Here is a 17,064-nt window from a genome sequence, read left to right on the forward strand (position 1 = left end):
CGGCGACGGTCACCACTGTGGACCGGCACACGGTGGTGACACGCTAGCCCCTCACCCCGACCGCCACATCCCCAGAACCGACAAAAACCGTGCCACCAACACCCCTGACCGGCCGATCAGAGGGTTCGGTCAGGGAGGCGTCACCAAGGGTCAGGCCGAGGTGGTCAGACGGGCGCGGAGGGCGTTGGCGGCGGCCCGTTCGCTGCGCTGCTCGGTCGCGTACGCCAGGCGGACCGCCTCGTCCGCGCAGGACCGCGCCTCCGCCAGGTAGCCGCAGGCCGCCAGCGCCTCGGCCAGCACACCGGCCGCGATCACCTGGCTGCGCACGTCCTCCGCCGGTGCGGTGACCGCCCGCCGAGCCCAGTCCAACGCCTGCTCCCGCTGACCGTGCGCGAGCAGGGCCGCTGCGTACTGGGCCATCGTCTGGCGGCGGGAGAGGAGCAACGAGGGTGCGTTCGCGGCGGCCGTCGCCACCGGGGCGAGCAGCCCGACGGCGGTCGCCGCGTCACCGGCGGCCAGACGGGCCGTCGCCAGCAGCACCCGGGGTGCCACCTGGGCCGGGGCCTGCGGGTTGTGCGGCTCCACGGCCATCAGCACCGAGCGGGCCACCCGCTCGGCGGTCTCGCAGTCGCCCAGGTCCAACGCCACGAAGCCGCGCAACGTGCCGGCCATTCCGGTGAGCAGCGGGTGCGAGGTGCGCTCGGCGTACGCCAGGGCGTCGGTGAGCAGGTCCGCAGCGTGCTCCGGCTCGCCCAGCCCACGCGCCACCACCGCCCGGACCACGAGCGCGAACCCGCGGCCCCAGTCGTCGGAGGCGGCGGCGAACTCCCGGTACGCCCGCCGGGCCTCCCGGTCCGCCTCGGCCAGGTCGCCCAACTCGGCGGTGGCGAACGCCGCCACCGCACGCAAGGTGCCCACCGCCCACGCCTCACCGACCCGCTCACCGAAGGGCAGGAACACCTGCGCCATCCGACACGCCTCGCGCAGTCGGCCGGCGAGCAGCCGGGCGAACGCCGTGGTGCCGCGCAGCCAGGCCCGCCCGTACGGGTCCTTCAGCTCGGCGAAGAGTCGAGCGGCCCGGCCGAGGACCGCGTCGGTGCCGGCGAAGTCACCCCGGGTGGTGGTCACCCAGGCCAGGTTCTGCAACGACCACGCCTGCCCGCGTCGGTCCTGCGCACCGAGACTGACCTGGTACGCGGCAGCCAACCGGCTGCTCGCCTGGCTCAGCCGCCCGGCCACGAAGTCGGCCATGCCGAGCCGGCGCATCGCCGTCGCCCGCTGCACGGGCAACCCACCGGCCGTGGCGACCTGCAACGCCTCGTGCCAGGCGGTCATCGCCCGGCCCTGGTCACCGAGGGTCTCCTGGGCCTGCCCGGCGAGCAGCAGGGCACCGACCCGGGTGGCCTCGTCCCCCGCGTTCGCGGCGATCTTCTCCGCGTACGCCAGCGCGTCGGCGACGCGACCGACCTGGAGCAGCGCCCGCGCGTGCACCACCCGGTCGGCCGCCGACAGCCCGTCGCGGGCCAACTCGGTGGCGCGTTCGGCGTACTCGATGGCCAGCACCGGCTCACCGGCGGACAGTGACCGTCGGGCGGCCCGGCCGAGCGCGGCGATGCCGAGCGGCACCACCGCCCGGGCCGGCGCGTCCGGGCGCAGTTTCACCGCGTCGGCGAGCGTGGCGGCCCGCTCGACGTGCGTCGCCACGAAGTCGTCCCGGGCCTCGTCGGTGAACCCGCCCGGCGACCCGGCCGTGGTGCCGTCCGCCGGTGCCGCCCAGCGGGCCAACGCGGCGTGCCGCTCGGCCAGCTCCGCCTTGCTCACCCCGGCGTACGCGGCCTCCCGCATGAGCGGGGTCGCGAACGAGTAGCCGGCCCGGGAGCGGTGCAGCATCCGGCGCTGCAGCAGTTCCTCGACGGCTCGGTCGAGTTCCACCGCGACCACTGCCGACGGCCGGCCGTCGCGGCCGGCGCGCTGTTCACGCAGCGCCTCCAGCGCGCCGGTCGGCACCGTGTCACCGATCACCGCGGCGTCACGCAGCACCGAGCGGGCGTCCGGCGGCAGCGCGTCGATCCGGGCGGCGAGCACGGCGGCGAGGTCGCGGGAGAGCAGCCGGCTGCCCAGCGAACCGGGCACCAACCGCCAGCCGGCCGAGGTGCTCTGGTCCCGCTCCGACGGTGCACGGACACCGCGCGCTGTCTCCGTGGTGAGCGCCCCCCGCTCGATGAGCAGGGTGACCAACTCGGCCAGGTAGAAGGGGTTGCCCTGCGCGGTGGCGAGCAGCCGGTCCGCGTCGGCCGGTGGCAACTTGCCGCCGCCGAGGTAGCTGGTGAGCAGCCGCGCCGCGTCGGCACCCCGCAGCGGCGGCAGGGAGTGCACCTCGGCGTCCGCGACCCGGGTCAGCGCCCCGGCGGTACGCACCAGCTCGGGGCGGCCGAGCAGCAGCACCAGCACCGGGCCGGTGAGCCTGGACAGGGTCAGTCCGAGGGCGCCGATCGTCTCGGCGGTGGCGTCGTGCAGGTCGTCCACCACGATCACCAGCGGCGCCTCCGAGGCGAGCCCACTGAGCAGGTCGGCGACCGCGTTCGGCACCACCTCGGCATCCGCGGCCGGGGTGCCCGATCCGCTCCACTCGCCGGTGTCGGTGCCGCCGTGTGCCGCCAGTTCGGCGTAGCCGAGCAGGGCGAGCAACTGCTCGGTGGCGATCGGCGGGGTCTCACCGCCGGAGCGGGCGAGCCGCTGCCCGAGCCGCCGCAGCCTCTCCTCCACCGCCGGTCGGGTCAGCGCGGTGGCGGCGTCACTGGGCAGGCCGACGGCGGCCCGCACCAGGTCGGCCAGGGGCGCGAGGCGGCGGCGCTCACCGAACGCGGCACAGCGCACCGAGAGCACCCGGGCGCCCGTGTGCGCGGCGTACCGGCCGGCGCCCACGTCGTACCCGGCGGCGAGGCGCTCCACCTCGGCGGCGAACCGGGACTTGCCGATGCCCGCCTCGGCGGTCATCAGCAGCACCCGCGGGTCACCCTGGTCGATCACCTCGGCGAGCCGCCCGGCGATCCGGCCGATCTCCGTCTCCCGGCCGACGTACGGCGCCTCGTCGCCGAGCCCCGAACGGGTACCGGGCGCGTCCAGTAGACCCAGCAACTCGTACGCCTCGACCGGTTCACGCTTGCCCTTGAGCCGCAGCGGGCGCAGTGCCCGCCAGGAGGACACGTGCCGGGTGGCGGCGGCGGTGCGCCCGCCGGCGTAGACCGCGCCGACCGCGGCGGCGTCGGCCAGCCGGGCGGCGGTGTTGACCGTGTCGCCGATGACCGTGTATTCGATGGCGGCCTGGATGCCGGCGATGACGTCGCCGGTGTTGAGCCCGACCCGCAGCCCGAGCGGCGCGCCGCCGCCCCGCTCGTCGTCGAGCACCCGGCGGACGGCCCGCTGCATGGACAGGGCGGCCCGGACCGCGCGTTCGGCGTCGTCCTCGTGCGCCACCGGCGCACCGAAGACCGCCATGATCCCGTCGCCGGTCAGCTTGTCGACGTGCCCGCCGAAGGTCTTCACGGCACCGGCGAGGGCGGCCAGCACCCGGTCGGTGACCGCGCCGACGCGTTCCGGGTCGAGATCCTCCGACCAGGAGGTGAACTCGGAGAGGTCGCCGAAGAGCACGGTGACCACCCGACGCTCGGCCGCCGGCAACGTGGCGGCGGCCGGCAGCGCGGCACCGCAGTTGTGGCAGAACCGCGCGCCGGGAACGGCAACGGTTCCACACACGGGGCAGGTCACATGTGCTCCAACCCACTGACCCCCGGCGCGGATTCCCCGGTGCCGACACCCAGATACTCCAACTGCGCGCGGACCGACCACTCAGCCGCCCACCACAGCGAGCGGTCCACGTCGGCGTAGACCGCCGCGACCACGTCGGCGGGCGTGGCGGCACCGGCCGCGACCGCGGCCCGGACCTGGTCCAGCCGGGCCTTGCGGTGCGCGAGGTAGAAGTCGGCGGCGGCGGCGCAGTCGGCGAGCGCCGGGCCGTGCCCGGGCAGCGCCGGAATCCCGGTGTACGCGGACAGCAGCTCCAGGCTGGTCAGGTAGTCACCGAGGTGCCCGTCCGGGTGGGCGACCACGGTGGTGCCCCGGCCGAGGATGGTGTCACCGGTGAGCACCACCCGCTCGTCGCCGTGCTCGACCAGGAAGCAGACCGAGTCGGCGGTGTGCCCCGGGGTCTTCAGCAGACGGACCGCCAGGCCGAAGCCGCCGAAGTGCTCGCCCGGCTCGGTCAGCGGCGCGCCGCCGATGGTGTGCGCCGGGTCGACGGCGAGGACGTGGACACCGCCGAGCAGCTCACTCAGCCGGGCCGCACCCTCGGTGTGGTCGGGGTGGCCGTGGGTGATCAGGATCAGCCCGACGGGGCCGTGCTCGGCGATCCGGGCCAGGTGCCCCTCGTCGGCCGGCCCCGGGTCGACCACGATGGCGGCCTCGGCTGTCGCGGCGCGCAGCACCCAGGTGTTGGTGCCGTCGAGGGTCATCGGCCCCGGGTTCGGCGCACGCAGCAGTGTCACCCAGGTCGGCAGCTCGTCGGCGACCGCCGCCGCCGGCGCCGTCACGTGCCCGCTCATGGCTGCGATCGTACGACCCCGCCCGCAACACCCCACGATCTTGCCCGCGCGGACCCTGATTCGTCACCGTTCAGGGCTTTTCTCCGCGCCGGACGCGCAAGATCGCGGGGTGTGGCGGAGCGTCAGGCGACCTCGACGATCAGCTCGACCTCGACCGGGGCGTCGAGGGGCAGCTCGGCCACCCCTACGGCGCTGCGGGCATGGCGGCCGGCCTCACCGAAGACGGTGCCGAAGAGGTCGGAGGCACCGTTGATCACTGCGGGTTGACCGGTGAAGCCGGGCGCGGAGGCTACGAAACCGGTCACCTTGACCACCTTGACCACATTTTCCAGGCCGACCAGCGAGTCGACCGCGGCCAGCGCGTTGAGCGCGCACCGCTGGGCCAGATCCTTCGCCTGCTCGGCGGAGATCCCGGCACCGACCTTGCCGGTCGCCAGCAGCTTGCCCTCGGCGATCGGCAACTGGCCGGAGACGTACACGTGTTGCCCGGACTGCACCGCCGGCACGTAGCTGGCCACCGGCGGCACGACCTCGGGCAGGTCGAGCCCCAGCTCGGCGAGCTTCGCGTGCGGACCGTTGCTCACGCCTTCGGTCGCTTCAGGTAGGCGACCAGTTGGTCGGGGTTCGGCCCGGGGACCACGGCGACGAGCTCCCACCCGTCCTCACCCCAGTTGTCGAGGATCTGCTTGGTCGCGTGGACCAGCAGCGGGACCGTGGAGTATTCCCACTTCTGCATCGCTGAAGGGCTCCCTCTCGGTGCGGAATTTGTTCGAGGGACAGCCTACGGTCCGCTGGCCGGACGAGGCGCGGGACGCTGCTCCGGCGCGGCCGGCACCTCCCCGCAGAGCCCTTCGTGCCCGTACCCCTGCGGGCAGCGGGACCGGTCGGGCAGCAGCAGGTCGCAGAAGACCCGGTGCCTGTTGTTCTGATCATCGGCGTTGGACACGGTGGTCTCGCCCGCGTCCAACTCGGGCAGGAAGCCCAACGACACCGCGACCCGGCCGGCCAGTACGGTCGCCGCCGCCAGACTCGGCACCCGGATCGGCAGGTGGATGACGAAGCCCGGCTCGTCGTCGTCGCGGGTCCGCTCGGCGGCGTGACCAGGCGCCCGGCCCGCCTCCGCCTGCTCCGGCATCCGGCGGTACGACCGTTCGTTGATCGGCTGGCCACCGATCTGCCCACCGGCCGTGGACATGGACCCGGACCGGTGCGGCCGTTCGTTGGTCGGGAACTGGGTGCGAGGGATGTTGTCCACGTCGCGCATGCACTGCCTCCGGTCGTACCGCTCGGATCGCTCTTCCGGTCCGGACCCATTCGTCCGTTCCGGCCCCCGCGCCGGGACGAAAGGTAGGTCCGGGGCCATAGTCCCGCCAACAAGACGCGCCCGAATGGCCCCCTACAGTCACATATGCGACACCTGGCAGGTAAGAGACCCGATGGCGCTCCGGACGCGGGGTCCCGCCGGCCGGATCGGTGGCCGGCCGCGCGGCACGGGCGACACCACTTCCCTCATCGACCGCTACCCTTCCGGTCGGGCGGTCGCGCAGCGCCCGGCAGCCCGCTCGATCACGCTCGACGCCAGGGGTGGCGGCGGGCGCCGGACCCCCGGGGGAAGACGATGACCCAACCGCCCAGCGGCGACCAGGCCGGTCCACCCGCCCTCCCGCCGGCCCAGCCGGAACCCACCGATCAGCCCGGCGTTTCGACAGCCCCCGCCCCAGCGGCCCCCGCCGCGCCGTCCGGGCAGCTCGCGCTCCCCGCGCCGCCCGCACCGGCGGCGCTCCCCGCCGCACCGACGATCCCCGTCCAGCAGGCCTTCCCCGCGCCGACCGGTGGGGCCGAGGCTGCCGGCACGCCGGCCGCGACGCCGCCGCCACCCGGTACGTCAGGTCCGTCGACCATCCCGCCACCCCCGCCGACGTATCCGCCCTATCCCGGGACGGCCGCGCCGAAGAAGAAGCGTGGTCTGCTGATCGCGGCGATCACACTCGTCGTGATCATGGTGCTCTGCGTGGGCGGTGGCGCGCTGGCGTTCCTGACCCTGCGCAACACCGAGACCGGCGAGGGCGCCAAGGAGCCGGCGGTCGCCGTCGACGAGTTCCTCACCGCGGTCTACAAGGATCGCGACGCGACCAAGGCGGCCACCCGCGTGTGCGCCGCCTCCCGCGACGACGGAAAGATCGCCGCGAAGGTGGCCGAGGTGCAGAAGTACGCGTCCGAGTACCAGAACCCCCGGTTCAGGTGGACCACCCCGAAGGTGGACAACCAGACCGGTGACCGGGCCACCGTCTCCACCCGGGTCACCATGACCACCGCTGACGAGAAGGTCGCCGACCAGGACCTGCGGTTCACCGTGGTGCAGAAGACGGGTTGGTGGGTCTGCGAGGTCGCCTGACCGCCAGGCGTGGATAGGCTCGACGGGTGTGTGCAGCTGAGCGGCCGTTCGACCCGGCCGGTACCGGATGGTCGGCCCGCCTCCACGTGGTGACCGGCAAGGGTGGCACCGGCAAGACGAGCGTGGCCGCCGCCCTGGCCCTCGCCCTCGCCGCCGGCGGTCGGCGCACCCTGCTGGTCGAGGTCGAGGGGCGGCAGGGCATCGCCCAACTCTTCGGCATCGACCCGCTGCCCTACGAGGAGCGACACCTCGCCGACGCGCCGGACGGCGGTGAGGTGCGCGCCCTCGCGGTGGACGCCGAAGAGGCGCTGCTCGAATACCTGGACATGTTCTACAAGCTGGGCGCTGCGGGCCGGGCGCTGCGCAAGCTCGGTGCCATCGACTTCGCCACCACCATCGCACCGGGCCTACGGGACGTGCTGCTCACCGGCAAGGTGAAGGAGGCCACCACCCGCACCACCGGGCAGCGGCGCGCGTACGACGCGGTGGTGCTGGACGCCCCGCCGACCGGGCGGATCGGTCGGTTCCTGAACGTCACGGCGGAGACGGCGCGGCTGGCCAAGGTGGGTCCGATCAAGACCCAGAGCGAGGGGGTCGCCGCCTTGCTGCGCTCCCCGATGACCGCGGTCCACGTGGTCACGCTGTTGGAGGAGATGCCGGTGCAGGAGACGGTGGACGCCATCGCCGACCTGACCGCCCTCGGCTTCGGCACCGGAAAGGTGATCGTCAACGGCACCCGACCGGCGCTGCCCGCCGGCCAGCCGGTCACCGCCGGGGAGCTACGGCGAGGGCTGGTCGCCGCCGGGCTGCCGGCCGATCGGGACACCGTGGCCGGTTTGCACGACGAGGCACGTGACCAGCACATCCGGCGCGAACTGGAGGATTCGCTCCGCGCCGACCTGGTGGAGTTGGGGCTGCCGATGGTCGAGCTGCCGTTGCTGCCCGACGGAGTGGACCGGGCGGGGCTCACGACGCTGGCCCAGGCCCTCGTCCGCGCCGATTGACTCACACCTGAGCGCAGCACGGGCGCACGGACCCACCAGCCCGATACGCTCGATTGGTGCCTTCCGAAGACGCGGCGCCACTGCTGGACGTCGACCAGATTCTCGCCGACCCCGGCGTACGGATCGTCGTGTGCTGCGGTGCCGGCGGGGTGGGAAAGACGACCACGGCCGCGGCGCTGGCGCTGCGGGCCGCCGAGCACCACGGCCGGCGCACGGTGGTGCTCACCATCGACCCGGCCCGCCGGCTGGCCCAGTCGCTGGGCCTGACCGAGCTGGACAACACACCACGCCAGGTCAAGGGGATCGACGTCGAGGACAGCGGCGGCGAACTGCACGCCATGATGCTGGACATGAAGCGCACCTTCGACGACGTGGTGTTGCAGCACACCGATCCGGCAAAAGCCGCCGAGATCTTCGCGAACCCGTTCTACCAGGCGATGAGTTCGACCTTCGCCGGCACGCAGGAATACATGGCGATGGAGAAGCTCGGCCAGCTGCACGCCCGGGGCGAATGGGACCTGATCGTGGTGGACACCCCACCGTCCCGCTCGGCACTTGATTTCCTGGACGCACCGGCCCGGCTCTCCCGTTTCCTCGACGGCCGGATGCTGCGACTGTTGCTGGCCCCGGCGCGCAGCGGCGGACGGAGCATGTTCAGCCTGGTCACCGCCTCGTTCGGGATGTTCTCGAAGGTGGTGCAGAAGGTCCTCGGTGCGCAACTGCTCACCGACCTGTCCGGCTTCGTGGCCGCACTGGACTCGATGTTCGGCGGTTTTCGGCAGCGAGCCGAGCAGACGTACCGGATCCTGCAGGCAGGGGAGACGGCCTTCCTGCTGGTCGCGACGCCAGAGCCGGACGCGGTCCGGGAGGCTGCCTACTTCGCGGGCCGCCTGCGGGAAGAGCGGATGCCGCTGGCCGGCCTGGTGCTCAACCGGGTACACCGACTCGCGGCGCCGGAGTTGGACGCCGAGCAGAGCCGGGTCGCCGCCGAGCGGCTGACCGACCTGGGTGGGCACGAGGCCACCGCCGACGTGCTCCGGGCGCACGCGGCGCTGGCTCGCCAGGCGGTACGCGAGCAGCAGGTGGCCGCGCGGTTCACCGAAGCGTTCCCGGCGGTGCCGGCGGTGTCGGTGACGGCGCAGCCCGCCGACGTGCACGACGTCGACGGGCTGCGGACGATCGGCGCGGCGATCAGCCGGCCGTGACCGTCGTCAGTTGGTCGCACTGACGAGGATCTTGTCCTTTCCAGCCTTTTCCTTGCTGTTCTTCTTCATCGCGGCCTCGAACATCTTGCGCCAGCTCGTCACCTGCGGGTGTCGACGCAGCAGTGCCCGCCGTTCGCGTTCGGTCATGCCGCCCCACACACCGAACTCGATCCGGTTGTCCAACGCGTCGGCCAGGCACTCGTACCGAACTGGGCAGCTCCGGCAGATCCGCTTCGCCACGTTCTGTTCGGCGCCCTGTACGAACAACGCGTCCGGGTCCCCGTTCTGACACGCCGCCAGCGACGGCCAGTCAGTGATCATGCCCATGTGTACACGTCCCCCCTTGCAGTACCTACCGACCTCGTCGATGCACGCCAGCCGGCAATTCCCCCCGATCGCCCGGCTCACCTTCCCCAAGGCGGCACGGACGACATGTGGCGCTGTCGCCGCCCCCATCATGCTCTGTAGTCGACTGATTACGCAACGTTGTCGGCGAAATCCATCATTCCGGACACTCCCGGCTTCCCGGGCCTTCGACCGCCGGTTACCCCGCCGAGGTCGGCGATAACGCTGCGCCACCTCCGGAAATTGGAGGAGACTCGCGCCAGGCCACACGCAACCAAGCACCGGGGGTCGTGCGTTTAGCACAACGAGGGCAGCGCGCGCAGGAAATGGGGAAAGAATGCCCAGGCGCCCCTCGTTCCCTACTCGCGTACCATGCCGAGGTGACCTGGATGCGGAAACGTGACCACAATGTGCTGACCAACGCCGCATCGCTGCTGGTGTGCGGCCTGCTGGCCGGCGTGGTGGTCGCTGCGGCGGCCTTCCCCGCGGTGGCGATGTCCGGCCTGGCCGCGAAGGCCGGCGCCGAGACGTTCGGCGCCCTACCCACAGAGTTGACGGTGGCCCGCGCGCCACAGATCAGCTATCTACTGGCGTCGGACGGCAAGACACCGCTCGCGACCATGTACGACGAGAACCGGCGCGACGTGAAGCTCGCCGACATCTCTCCGTACATGCAGAAGGCCATCATCGCGGCCGAGGACCACGACTTCTACAAGCACAACGGCGTCGACATCAACGGTGTCGCCCGCGCGTTCGTCAACAACCAGAGCGACGGCGGCCGGCAGGGCGCCTCGACGCTGACCATGCAGTACGTCCGGCTGGCCATCGCCTACTCGGCCACCCACCCGGCCGACGTGGTCGCGGCCACCGAGGACACCAGCGCACGCAAGCTTCGCGAGATGCGGCTGGCCCTCCAGGTCGACAAGGAATTCTCCAAGGACGAGATCCTCACCCGCTACCTCAACCTCGCCGCGTTCGGCAACGGCGCGTACGGCATCTACGCCGCCAGCCAGGTCTACTTCGGTAAGCCGCCGAGCAAGCTCAAGATCGAGGAGGCGGCGCTGCTGGCCGGCATGGTCAAGGCGCCCACCACTAACGACCCGACCACCGAGTCGGGCTACCCGGCCGCGCTGGAACGACGTGACTACGTCATCAACAACATGTTCGAGATCAAGGCCATCACCCAGCAGGAGGCGGACGCCGCCAAGGCCGTCGAGCTCAAGGTGCTGGACAAGCGCACCCCGAACGGCTGCGTCGCCGCGAACGTCAACAGCTGGGGCTTCTTCTGCGACTACTTCTACCGCTGGTGGATGCAGCAGGAGACGTTCGGTTCCACCACGTACGACCGGGAGCGGCGGCTGAAGAGCGGCGGCTACACGGTGGTGACCTCGATCGACGTGCAGGCGCAGCGCGGCGCGGACAAGGCGGTCCGCAAGGCCAAGAGCGAGAACAGCAAGGAAGCGGCAATGGTCGCGGTGGTCGAGCCCGGCTCCGGCCGGGTCCGGGCCCTCGCGGTCAACAGGCAGTTCAAGCTGGACGACCCGAAGAACGGGAAGAACAAGATCTCCAGCGATCCGGCGAAGAGCAGGAAGGGCATCCGGGGCAACTACCCGGCGACGGTCAACCCGCTGCTCACCGGTGGTGACGGCATCACCGGCTACCAGGCCGGCTCGACCTTCAAGATCTTCACCATCGTGGCGGCGCTGGAGAAGGGCATCCCACTCAGCTACACGATCAACGCGCCGCAGAAGTTCGAGTCGGAATACATCGTCGAGCGGGGCAGCGACGCCGCCTGTCCGGGCACCAACAAGTACTGCCCGACCAACTCCGGCCTGAAGCCTGGTGGTGTGCAGACCATGTGGAGCGCGTTCGCCCAGTCGGTGAACACCTACTTCGTCCCGCTCCAGCAACAGGTGGGCGCGGAGAACGTGGTGGACGCCGCCAAGCGGCTCGGCATCAACTTCCGGGTCAGCAAGGAAAACGACTGGGCCAATGACAAGGCAGCCGCCCACGACTGGGGGGCATTCACCCTGGGAGTCTCGGCCGTCACCCCGCTTGACCTGGCCAACTCGTACGCCACGCTCGCCGCCGACGGCAAATACTGCGAGCCCATCCCGGTGCAGGAGATCCGCGACCCGGACGGCAACAAGCTGGACATCGCCAACCCGCGCTGTGAGAAGCGGTTCAGCACCGAGGTTGCCCGAGCCGCCGTGGACGCCGCCCGCTGCCCGGTCGGCGACAACTCCAGCACCAGCAAGTGCGGCAGCAGCCGCACCGCCGCCGTCGTGAAGGGCATCGTCGACGCGCCGGTGGCCGGCAAGTCCGGCACCACCGACTCGGAGAAGACCGCCGCCCTGGTCGCGATGACCAAGCAGTACGCGGTGGCCGGCATCATGGCCGACCCGGACTGGCCGCAGACCAACGTCAGGATGCTGCACAAGGAGAAGAACGGCATCAACCCGCCGGTGTACGAGACGCTGCGGGACGCCATGATTGGCAAGGACCGCATCCAGTTCGAGCCGCCGGGCCAGAAGATCTCCGAGGGTGACCAGAAGAGCATCCCGGGCGTGAGCTGCATTGCGGTGGATCAGGCGAAGTCCCGGCTCAAGGATGCGGGCTTCGAGCCGTTGGTCTCCGACACCAAGGTGAAGTCGTCCTGTCCTCCGGGCACCGCGCACGGCACCAGCCCGGACGGGCGCACCATCAAGGGCGGCGTGGTCACCATCCAGGTCAGCAACGGTGGCGGCGGTGCCACGCCGGGCAACCCCGGTGGCGGCCAGCCCGGCAACACCGGTCGACCCGGTGGTCGCCCCGGCGGCTGAGCCGACGATCAGGACACGACGGGCGGGCACCCACCACGGGTGCCCGCCCGTTTCCGTCTGTCCGGACCACCGCCACCCGTCCACGCTCCGGGGAGCGCCGACCGGGATGCCGGTGGATCAGAGGCCGAGCTGTCGGCGTACCTCGGCGGCCACCCGACCACCCTCGGCCTGGCCCGCCACCGCGGCCTGGGCCGCCTTCATGGCCGGGCCCATCTGGGCCTTTCCGGTGAAGCCGCCCGCGGCGAGCGCCCCCGACACCAGCTCGGCCAGGTCGGCGTCGGAGAGCTGCCGGGGCAGGTAGCGGTCCAGCACCTCGCCCTCGGCGGTCTCCTTCGCGGCCTGCTCGGCGCGGCCGGCGTCGGCGAAGGCGGTGGCCGCCTCCCGGCGCTTCTTGGCCTCCCTGGTCAACACCGCGAGCACCTCGTCGTCGGTGAGCTCGCGCTTGGCCTTGCCGGCGACCTCGGCGGTGCCGACGGCGGCCAGGGCCATCCGCAGCGTGGAGGTGGTCAGCTCGTCGCGCGCCTTGAGCGCGGAACGCATGTCGGCGGTGAGGCGGTCCTTCAGCGTGCTCATGGACGGTCAAACTACCCTGAACGCCATGCGAAAGCGCACACTATTCCGCCTTGCCGCCGGAACCGCCACGGTCGGCGCGGCCACCCTCGCGTACGCGTCGCTCATCGAGCGCAACATGTTCACCCTGCGGCGGTACGACGTGCCGGTGCTGCCGGCCGACGCGGAGCCGCTGCGGGTCCTGCACCTGTCGGACCTGCACATGATGCCCGACCAGGCGCGCAAGCAGCGGTGGGTGGGGTCGCTGGCCGCTCTCGACCCCGACCTGGTGGTGGTGACCGGCGACAACATGGCCCACCCGGGCGCGGTGCCCGGAGTGCTGCGGGCCCTGCAGCCGCTGCTGGACTACCCGGGGGCGTTCGTGTTCGGCTCCAACGACTACACCGGGCCGGTCCTGAAGAACCCGTTCACCTACTTCCTGCCCGACCGGGAGTACACCGAGGGCGTCGAGTTGCCCTACGAGGAGCTCCGGCAGGTGTTCACCGGCGCCGGCTGGGCGGATCTCAACAACGCCCGGACCACGTTGAAGGCCGGCGGCCGGCAGCTCGACCTGGTCGGCGTGGACGACCCCCACATCGAGCGGGACGACTACCCCACGGTGGCCGGCGCCGTCTCGTCCTCGGCGGACCTCTCCATCGCGCTGACGCACTCCCCGGAGCCGCGGGTGCTCGACCAGATGGCCGCGGACGGCTTCGGGCTGCTGCTCGCCGGGCACACCCACGGCGGTCAGGTCTGCGTACCGGGCTACGGAGCGCTGGTGACCAACTGCGGCCTGCCCCGGTCGATGGCGCGTGGCCTACACCGCTGGCCGGGCTCGGACTCCTGGCTGCACGTCTCCGCCGGCCTCGGCACCCACCCGACCGCCCCGGTCCGCTTCGCCTGCCCCCCGGAGGCCAGCATCCTCACCCTCATCCCCCGCTGACCGGCTCCCCCGCCCGCGCTTGGCCGCCCCACCACTGGCGCTGGCCCAAGATCTGGACAACATCGGTGATCCTGTTGCCTCAGCGCGTCGGGAGGCAGCACCATCGCGGAAGTTGTGCAGATCTTGGGTGGTCCGGAGCGAGGCCGGGCGGCGGGGGTACCGAGTTTGACCATCCGGGCGGGTGGGCTACTATTTGTCGGCACGCCTCGGGGTGTGGCGCAGCTTGGTAGCGCGCTTCGTTCGGGACGAAGAGGTCGTCGGTTCGAATCCGGCCACCCCGACCAGGTCAGAGGGCACATCCGATCCATGGATGTGCCCTCTAGTGCTTCCTGGGTGACTACGCCTCACTGGTCGGTGCGAAGATCCGATCCATGACCGCTGCGCCCTGGAGCAGCACCGGCCGGAGCTGGTGACGGTAGACCAGTTCGGTGCCGGTGGTGCCAGAGTGCCCGCACAGATCGGCGATGTCCTCCAGGCTCACCCCGCTGTCGGACAGCAGCGACACGAGCTGTGCCGCACCTCAGGCCTGACGCCCGGCGGCTGGCGCGGCCAGCGGGAAGCTCGGAGGCCGCCGCACAACGACAGGCCGTTAACCGGTGGTGTAGTGGACCGGCAGCCGGCGGGACCGCGCGGCCACGAGCCCGCGCGGCGTAGGAGAACCGACGCCGGTCGCGTCGGCGAGCTGACGGCGGTCGTGGGGTCGTGGTCGCTGCGCCTCCGGCGACGGGATGGCGAGACTCCACTGGCTGGATCGACACCACGCCAGAATCGCGTATCGTGCTGCCCGTGTCTGACCAGCCGGCGCCGAAGCCGAGCCGCAGGGCCACGATCGCTCTCGTCCTGGCCAGCCTGAGCCTCGTGCTGTCCCTGGTCTCGTGTGGCTTCGTGGCCGTTACAGGGCTTGAGGACTTGGATGATTCGCTTCAGTCACCGCCGCAGCCAGCGAGCGCGTCGGAGGTCGAAGCCTTCGCCCACGTGACCTTCCCGCCTGGCACGGTGTTCCTCTCGGCCGCCCAAAGCAACGGACTGGAGACCCACCTGTCGGCGAGGTTCCGGATTCCTCGCGAGGCCCTCAACACCTTCATTACTGACGGAGATTTCGCCGCCGAGTTGACCCCCGGGCTACGCGCCGTTACCAAGCAGGACGACGTCGGCGCAGGAAGCAACTGGCACCCCGAGACGGCGGTTCGAATCTCCGGACTGGACGAAGAGACATCGGAAACCAATGGCACCTACCGTCGCCTGCTGGTGGACCTCGATGCGGAGGACACCGTGACGGTGTACCTCCGCGCGAGCCAGCCCTGATGTCCGAGGCTCGGGTCGACCGTCTCTACAGTTCACCGCCGTGTCGGCGCTGGTCCCGTCGTCCTTGAAGTTCTTTCGGGACGAAGAGGTCGTCGGTTCGAATCCGGCCACCCCGACCAGAGGCCAGAAGGCCAGGTGAGATCGCCTCTCACCTGGCCTTCTGTCATTCCCCCCGCGCACCTAATCGGCGCTCTCGTCCTCATCAGCCTCGGAAAGTCAGCGAATGAGCCCCGAGGAGCCCTTCGGCCCGGACGATTCATGGTGCTGAGTTTCGCTAGCCTCTGCACGTGATCTCCTACCGTGCTACCGCCCCCGCCGACCTCGACCGCGTGACCCCGTGGATCGTGACCGAGCCCGTTGGGTGGATCCCCGCCGACCGTTACCTGGCCGATCTGGCCGAGGACATGTACCGGCCGGAATGGACATGGATCGCCGAGCACGACGGCCAGGTCGTGGGACGGGCATTGTGGTGGGGGCCGAAGGGCAGCCCGCATCCGGTCGCGCTCGACTGCCTCGACGTGGATCCAGCCGTGGGCGACCGTGCCGCCGTCGCCGCCGAGCTGATCAGGGCGGCGCTGGCCGGGTTCCCGGAGCCGGTGGAGTACGTGATCAAGGTCACCGGCGGCTGGCGTGACGATCCGGCCACCCTGGCGGCCGTGGAGTGGCGGCGGGCGGCGGCGCATGCGGCGGGCCTCACCCGCGAGGTGGAGCGGCTGCAGTTCGAGTGGGCACCCGCCGACGGGGTGCCCGCCGCGGCCGGCAGGCTGCGATTCGCCGAGGCATCCGACGAGGAGTTCCTCGCGGTGTTCAGGAGAATCGCCGAGGGCAGCCTGGATGCCCAGACCCGCGCGGACCTGGCCGCCAAGGGCATGGACGCGACCGCGCGCGAGGAGATGGACTTCTATCTCAGGGCGCCGGGCAAGCGGGAGTGGTGGCGGATCGCCTACACGCGCGAGGGCGAGGTGGCGGGCATGGCGATTCCCTCCGCGACCCCGTACAACGTGAACGTCGGCTATCTCGGGGTGGTGCCGGAGTTCCGCGGACGCGGTTACGTGGACGAGGTGCTCGCCGAGATCACCCGCCTTCACGCGACCAACGGGGAGTCGTGCATCACCGCCACCACCGACATGGGCAACGCGCCGATGGCGGCCGCTTTCGGTCGCGCCGGTTACCGCAACACGGAGATCCGGATCAACCTTTCCAACGACGTCCAGCCGTAAGGCCTGTTTCATAAGGGCGGTCGAGCCGAGGCGGAGTCCGGGCGGCGATTCGGCAAGGCGCGGTTTCGGTCGGATACCGGTGTTGTATCCGACCGAAACCGCAACGCCGTCGGTCGTCGTCCGGGCCCGCCGGAGGCCGGCCAGTTCTTAAGAAACAGGCCTTAGACGAGATAAGGCCGGTGGCGGCTGCGTCGATCGTTTGGGCGAGGGCCGTCAGAGTGGGTCGAGGCGGCCCTTGAGCAGGCAGAACTCGTTGCCTTCCGGATCGGCGAGGACGTGCCAGGACGCGTCCGCGGGCTGACCGATGTCGACGGGCTTGGCCCCGGCCGCCAGGAGGCGCTCGAGTTCGGCGGCCTGATCGCGGTCGGTGGGGTTGACGTCGATGTGCAGCCGGGCATGCCCGTTCTTCGACTCGTCGTCGCGGATGAGGAAGATCGTCGGCTGCGGGCCGCCGAACCCTTCGCGCGGGCCTACCTCGATGTAGACCCCTTCTTCGCGATCGAGCTCGACGAAGTCCAGGACCTCGCACCAGAACCGGGCCAGCACCTCGGGGTCGCGGCACTTGAGCACGAGTTCACCGATACGACATGCCATTGACGGAACCTACTCTCAACGTGGAACTGCCGGGGCGGCCGCACGCGGACTCATGGCTCCCTGCGCTGCGACCAAGCTCGC

General features: G+C 71.3%; 14 protein-coding genes, 1 tRNA gene and 2 pseudogenes. 8 read left to right on the forward strand and 9 right to left on the reverse strand.

Annotated features, from left to right (window positions below):
• Positions 1 to 150: 150 nt before the first annotated feature.
• The 5 genes from AB0C25_RS08400 to AB0C25_RS08420 form a co-directional block, all read right to left on the reverse strand.
• Positions 151 to 3,768: an adenylate/guanylate cyclase domain-containing protein gene (locus AB0C25_RS08400; protein WP_357370885.1), complete on the reverse strand. Its 3,618-nt coding sequence runs from the start codon at positions 3,766 to 3,768 to the stop codon at positions 151 to 153.
• Complete coding sequence (locus AB0C25_RS08405; RefSeq protein ID WP_357370887.1) at positions 3,765 to 4,601, reverse strand: MBL fold metallo-hydrolase; 837 nt, start codon at positions 4,599 to 4,601, stop codon at positions 3,765 to 3,767. The genes AB0C25_RS08400 and AB0C25_RS08405 overlap by 4 nt, the downstream gene beginning before the upstream one ends.
• 122 nt (positions 4,602 to 4,723) lie before the next feature.
• On the reverse strand, positions 4,724 to 5,185 hold the full coding sequence (locus AB0C25_RS08410) for a RidA family protein (RefSeq protein WP_357252990.1): 462 nt from the start codon (positions 5,183 to 5,185) through the stop codon (positions 4,724 to 4,726).
• Positions 5,182 to 5,337 (reverse strand): DUF4177 domain-containing protein, encoded by a 156-nt coding sequence (locus AB0C25_RS08415; RefSeq protein WP_007466198.1) that lies wholly within the window; start codon positions 5,335 to 5,337, stop codon positions 5,182 to 5,184. Before AB0C25_RS08415 ends, AB0C25_RS08410 begins: the two co-directional genes overlap by 4 nt.
• Before the next feature lie 45 nt (positions 5,338 to 5,382).
• Complete coding sequence (locus AB0C25_RS08420) at positions 5,383 to 5,865, reverse strand: hypothetical protein (protein WP_357370889.1); 483 nt, start codon at positions 5,863 to 5,865, stop codon at positions 5,383 to 5,385.
• Between the two features lie 678 nt (positions 5,866 to 6,543).
• On the opposite strand from AB0C25_RS08420, the pseudogene AB0C25_RS08425 reads away from it, so the two are divergent.
• The 3 genes and pseudogenes from AB0C25_RS08425 to AB0C25_RS08435 all read left to right on the forward strand — a co-directional run.
• A pseudogene (locus AB0C25_RS08425) lies at positions 6,544 to 6,996 on the forward strand (hypothetical protein); the annotation flags it as partial.
• Between the two features lie 26 nt (positions 6,997 to 7,022).
• Entirely contained in the window at positions 7,023 to 8,000 is a 978-nt protein-coding gene (locus AB0C25_RS08430; RefSeq protein ID WP_357370891.1) for an ArsA-related P-loop ATPase, read from the forward strand.
• Between the two features lie 56 nt (positions 8,001 to 8,056).
• On the forward strand, positions 8,057 to 9,205 hold the full coding sequence (locus tag AB0C25_RS08435; RefSeq protein ID WP_357370893.1) for an ArsA-related P-loop ATPase: 1,149 nt from the start codon (positions 8,057 to 8,059) through the stop codon (positions 9,203 to 9,205).
• Between the two features lie 6 nt (positions 9,206 to 9,211).
• On the opposite strand, the gene AB0C25_RS08440 is transcribed toward AB0C25_RS08435, so the two are convergent.
• Positions 9,212 to 9,532 (reverse strand): WhiB family transcriptional regulator, encoded by a 321-nt coding sequence (locus AB0C25_RS08440; protein WP_357253003.1) that lies wholly within the window; start codon positions 9,530 to 9,532, stop codon positions 9,212 to 9,214.
• A 407-nt stretch (positions 9,533 to 9,939) separates the two neighbouring features.
• On the opposite strand from AB0C25_RS08440, the gene AB0C25_RS08445 reads away from it, so the two are divergent.
• On the forward strand, positions 9,940 to 12,372 hold the full coding sequence (locus AB0C25_RS08445; RefSeq protein WP_357370896.1) for a transglycosylase domain-containing protein: 2,433 nt from the start codon (positions 9,940 to 9,942) through the stop codon (positions 12,370 to 12,372).
• Between the two features lie 117 nt (positions 12,373 to 12,489).
• Here the strand turns inward: AB0C25_RS08445 and AB0C25_RS08450 are convergent, their stop codons facing one another.
• The gene (locus tag AB0C25_RS08450; RefSeq protein WP_357370898.1) at positions 12,490 to 12,945 is read right to left on the reverse strand and encodes a GatB/YqeY domain-containing protein; all 456 of its coding nucleotides are present in this window, start codon (positions 12,943 to 12,945) and stop codon (positions 12,490 to 12,492) included.
• 25 nt (positions 12,946 to 12,970) lie between these two features.
• Here AB0C25_RS08450 and AB0C25_RS08455 point away from each other — a divergent pair, with 25 nt between their 5' ends.
• Both AB0C25_RS08455 and AB0C25_RS08460 read left to right on the forward strand, forming a co-directional pair.
• Positions 12,971 to 13,864 carry a metallophosphoesterase gene (locus AB0C25_RS08455; protein ID WP_357370900.1) on the forward strand — a complete coding sequence of 298 codons (894 nt, stop codon included), beginning with the start codon at positions 12,971 to 12,973 and terminating at the stop codon, positions 13,862 to 13,864.
• Positions 13,865 to 14,071: 207 nt separating this feature from the next.
• A tRNA-Pro gene (locus tag AB0C25_RS08460) sits at positions 14,072 to 14,148 on the forward strand.
• Between the two features lie 53 nt (positions 14,149 to 14,201).
• On the opposite strand, the pseudogene AB0C25_RS08465 reads toward AB0C25_RS08460, so the two are convergent.
• Positions 14,202 to 14,369: pseudogene (locus AB0C25_RS08465) on the reverse strand (site-specific integrase); the annotation flags it as partial.
• Positions 14,370 to 14,650: 281 nt separating this feature from the next.
• Here AB0C25_RS08465 and AB0C25_RS08470 point away from each other — a divergent pair.
• Both AB0C25_RS08470 and AB0C25_RS08475 read left to right on the forward strand, forming a co-directional pair.
• Positions 14,651 to 15,169, forward strand: a complete 519-nt coding sequence (locus tag AB0C25_RS08470; protein WP_357370902.1) for a hypothetical protein — start codon at positions 14,651 to 14,653, stop codon at positions 15,167 to 15,169.
• Between the two features lie 287 nt (positions 15,170 to 15,456).
• Entirely contained in the window at positions 15,457 to 16,389 is a 933-nt protein-coding gene (locus AB0C25_RS08475) for a GNAT family N-acetyltransferase (protein ID WP_357370904.1), read from the forward strand.
• A 213-nt stretch (positions 16,390 to 16,602) separates the two neighbouring features.
• Here the strand turns inward: AB0C25_RS08475 and AB0C25_RS08480 are convergent, their stop codons facing one another.
• Positions 16,603 to 16,983 (reverse strand): VOC family protein, encoded by a 381-nt coding sequence (locus AB0C25_RS08480; RefSeq protein WP_357370907.1) that lies wholly within the window; start codon positions 16,981 to 16,983, stop codon positions 16,603 to 16,605.
• Positions 16,984 to 17,064 lie beyond the last annotated feature (81 nt).

Origin of the sequence: Micromonospora sp. NPDC048839 (genome assembly GCF_040649915.1) — a bacterium.
Taxonomy (GTDB): Bacteria; Actinomycetota; Actinomycetes; order Mycobacteriales; family Micromonosporaceae; genus Micromonospora.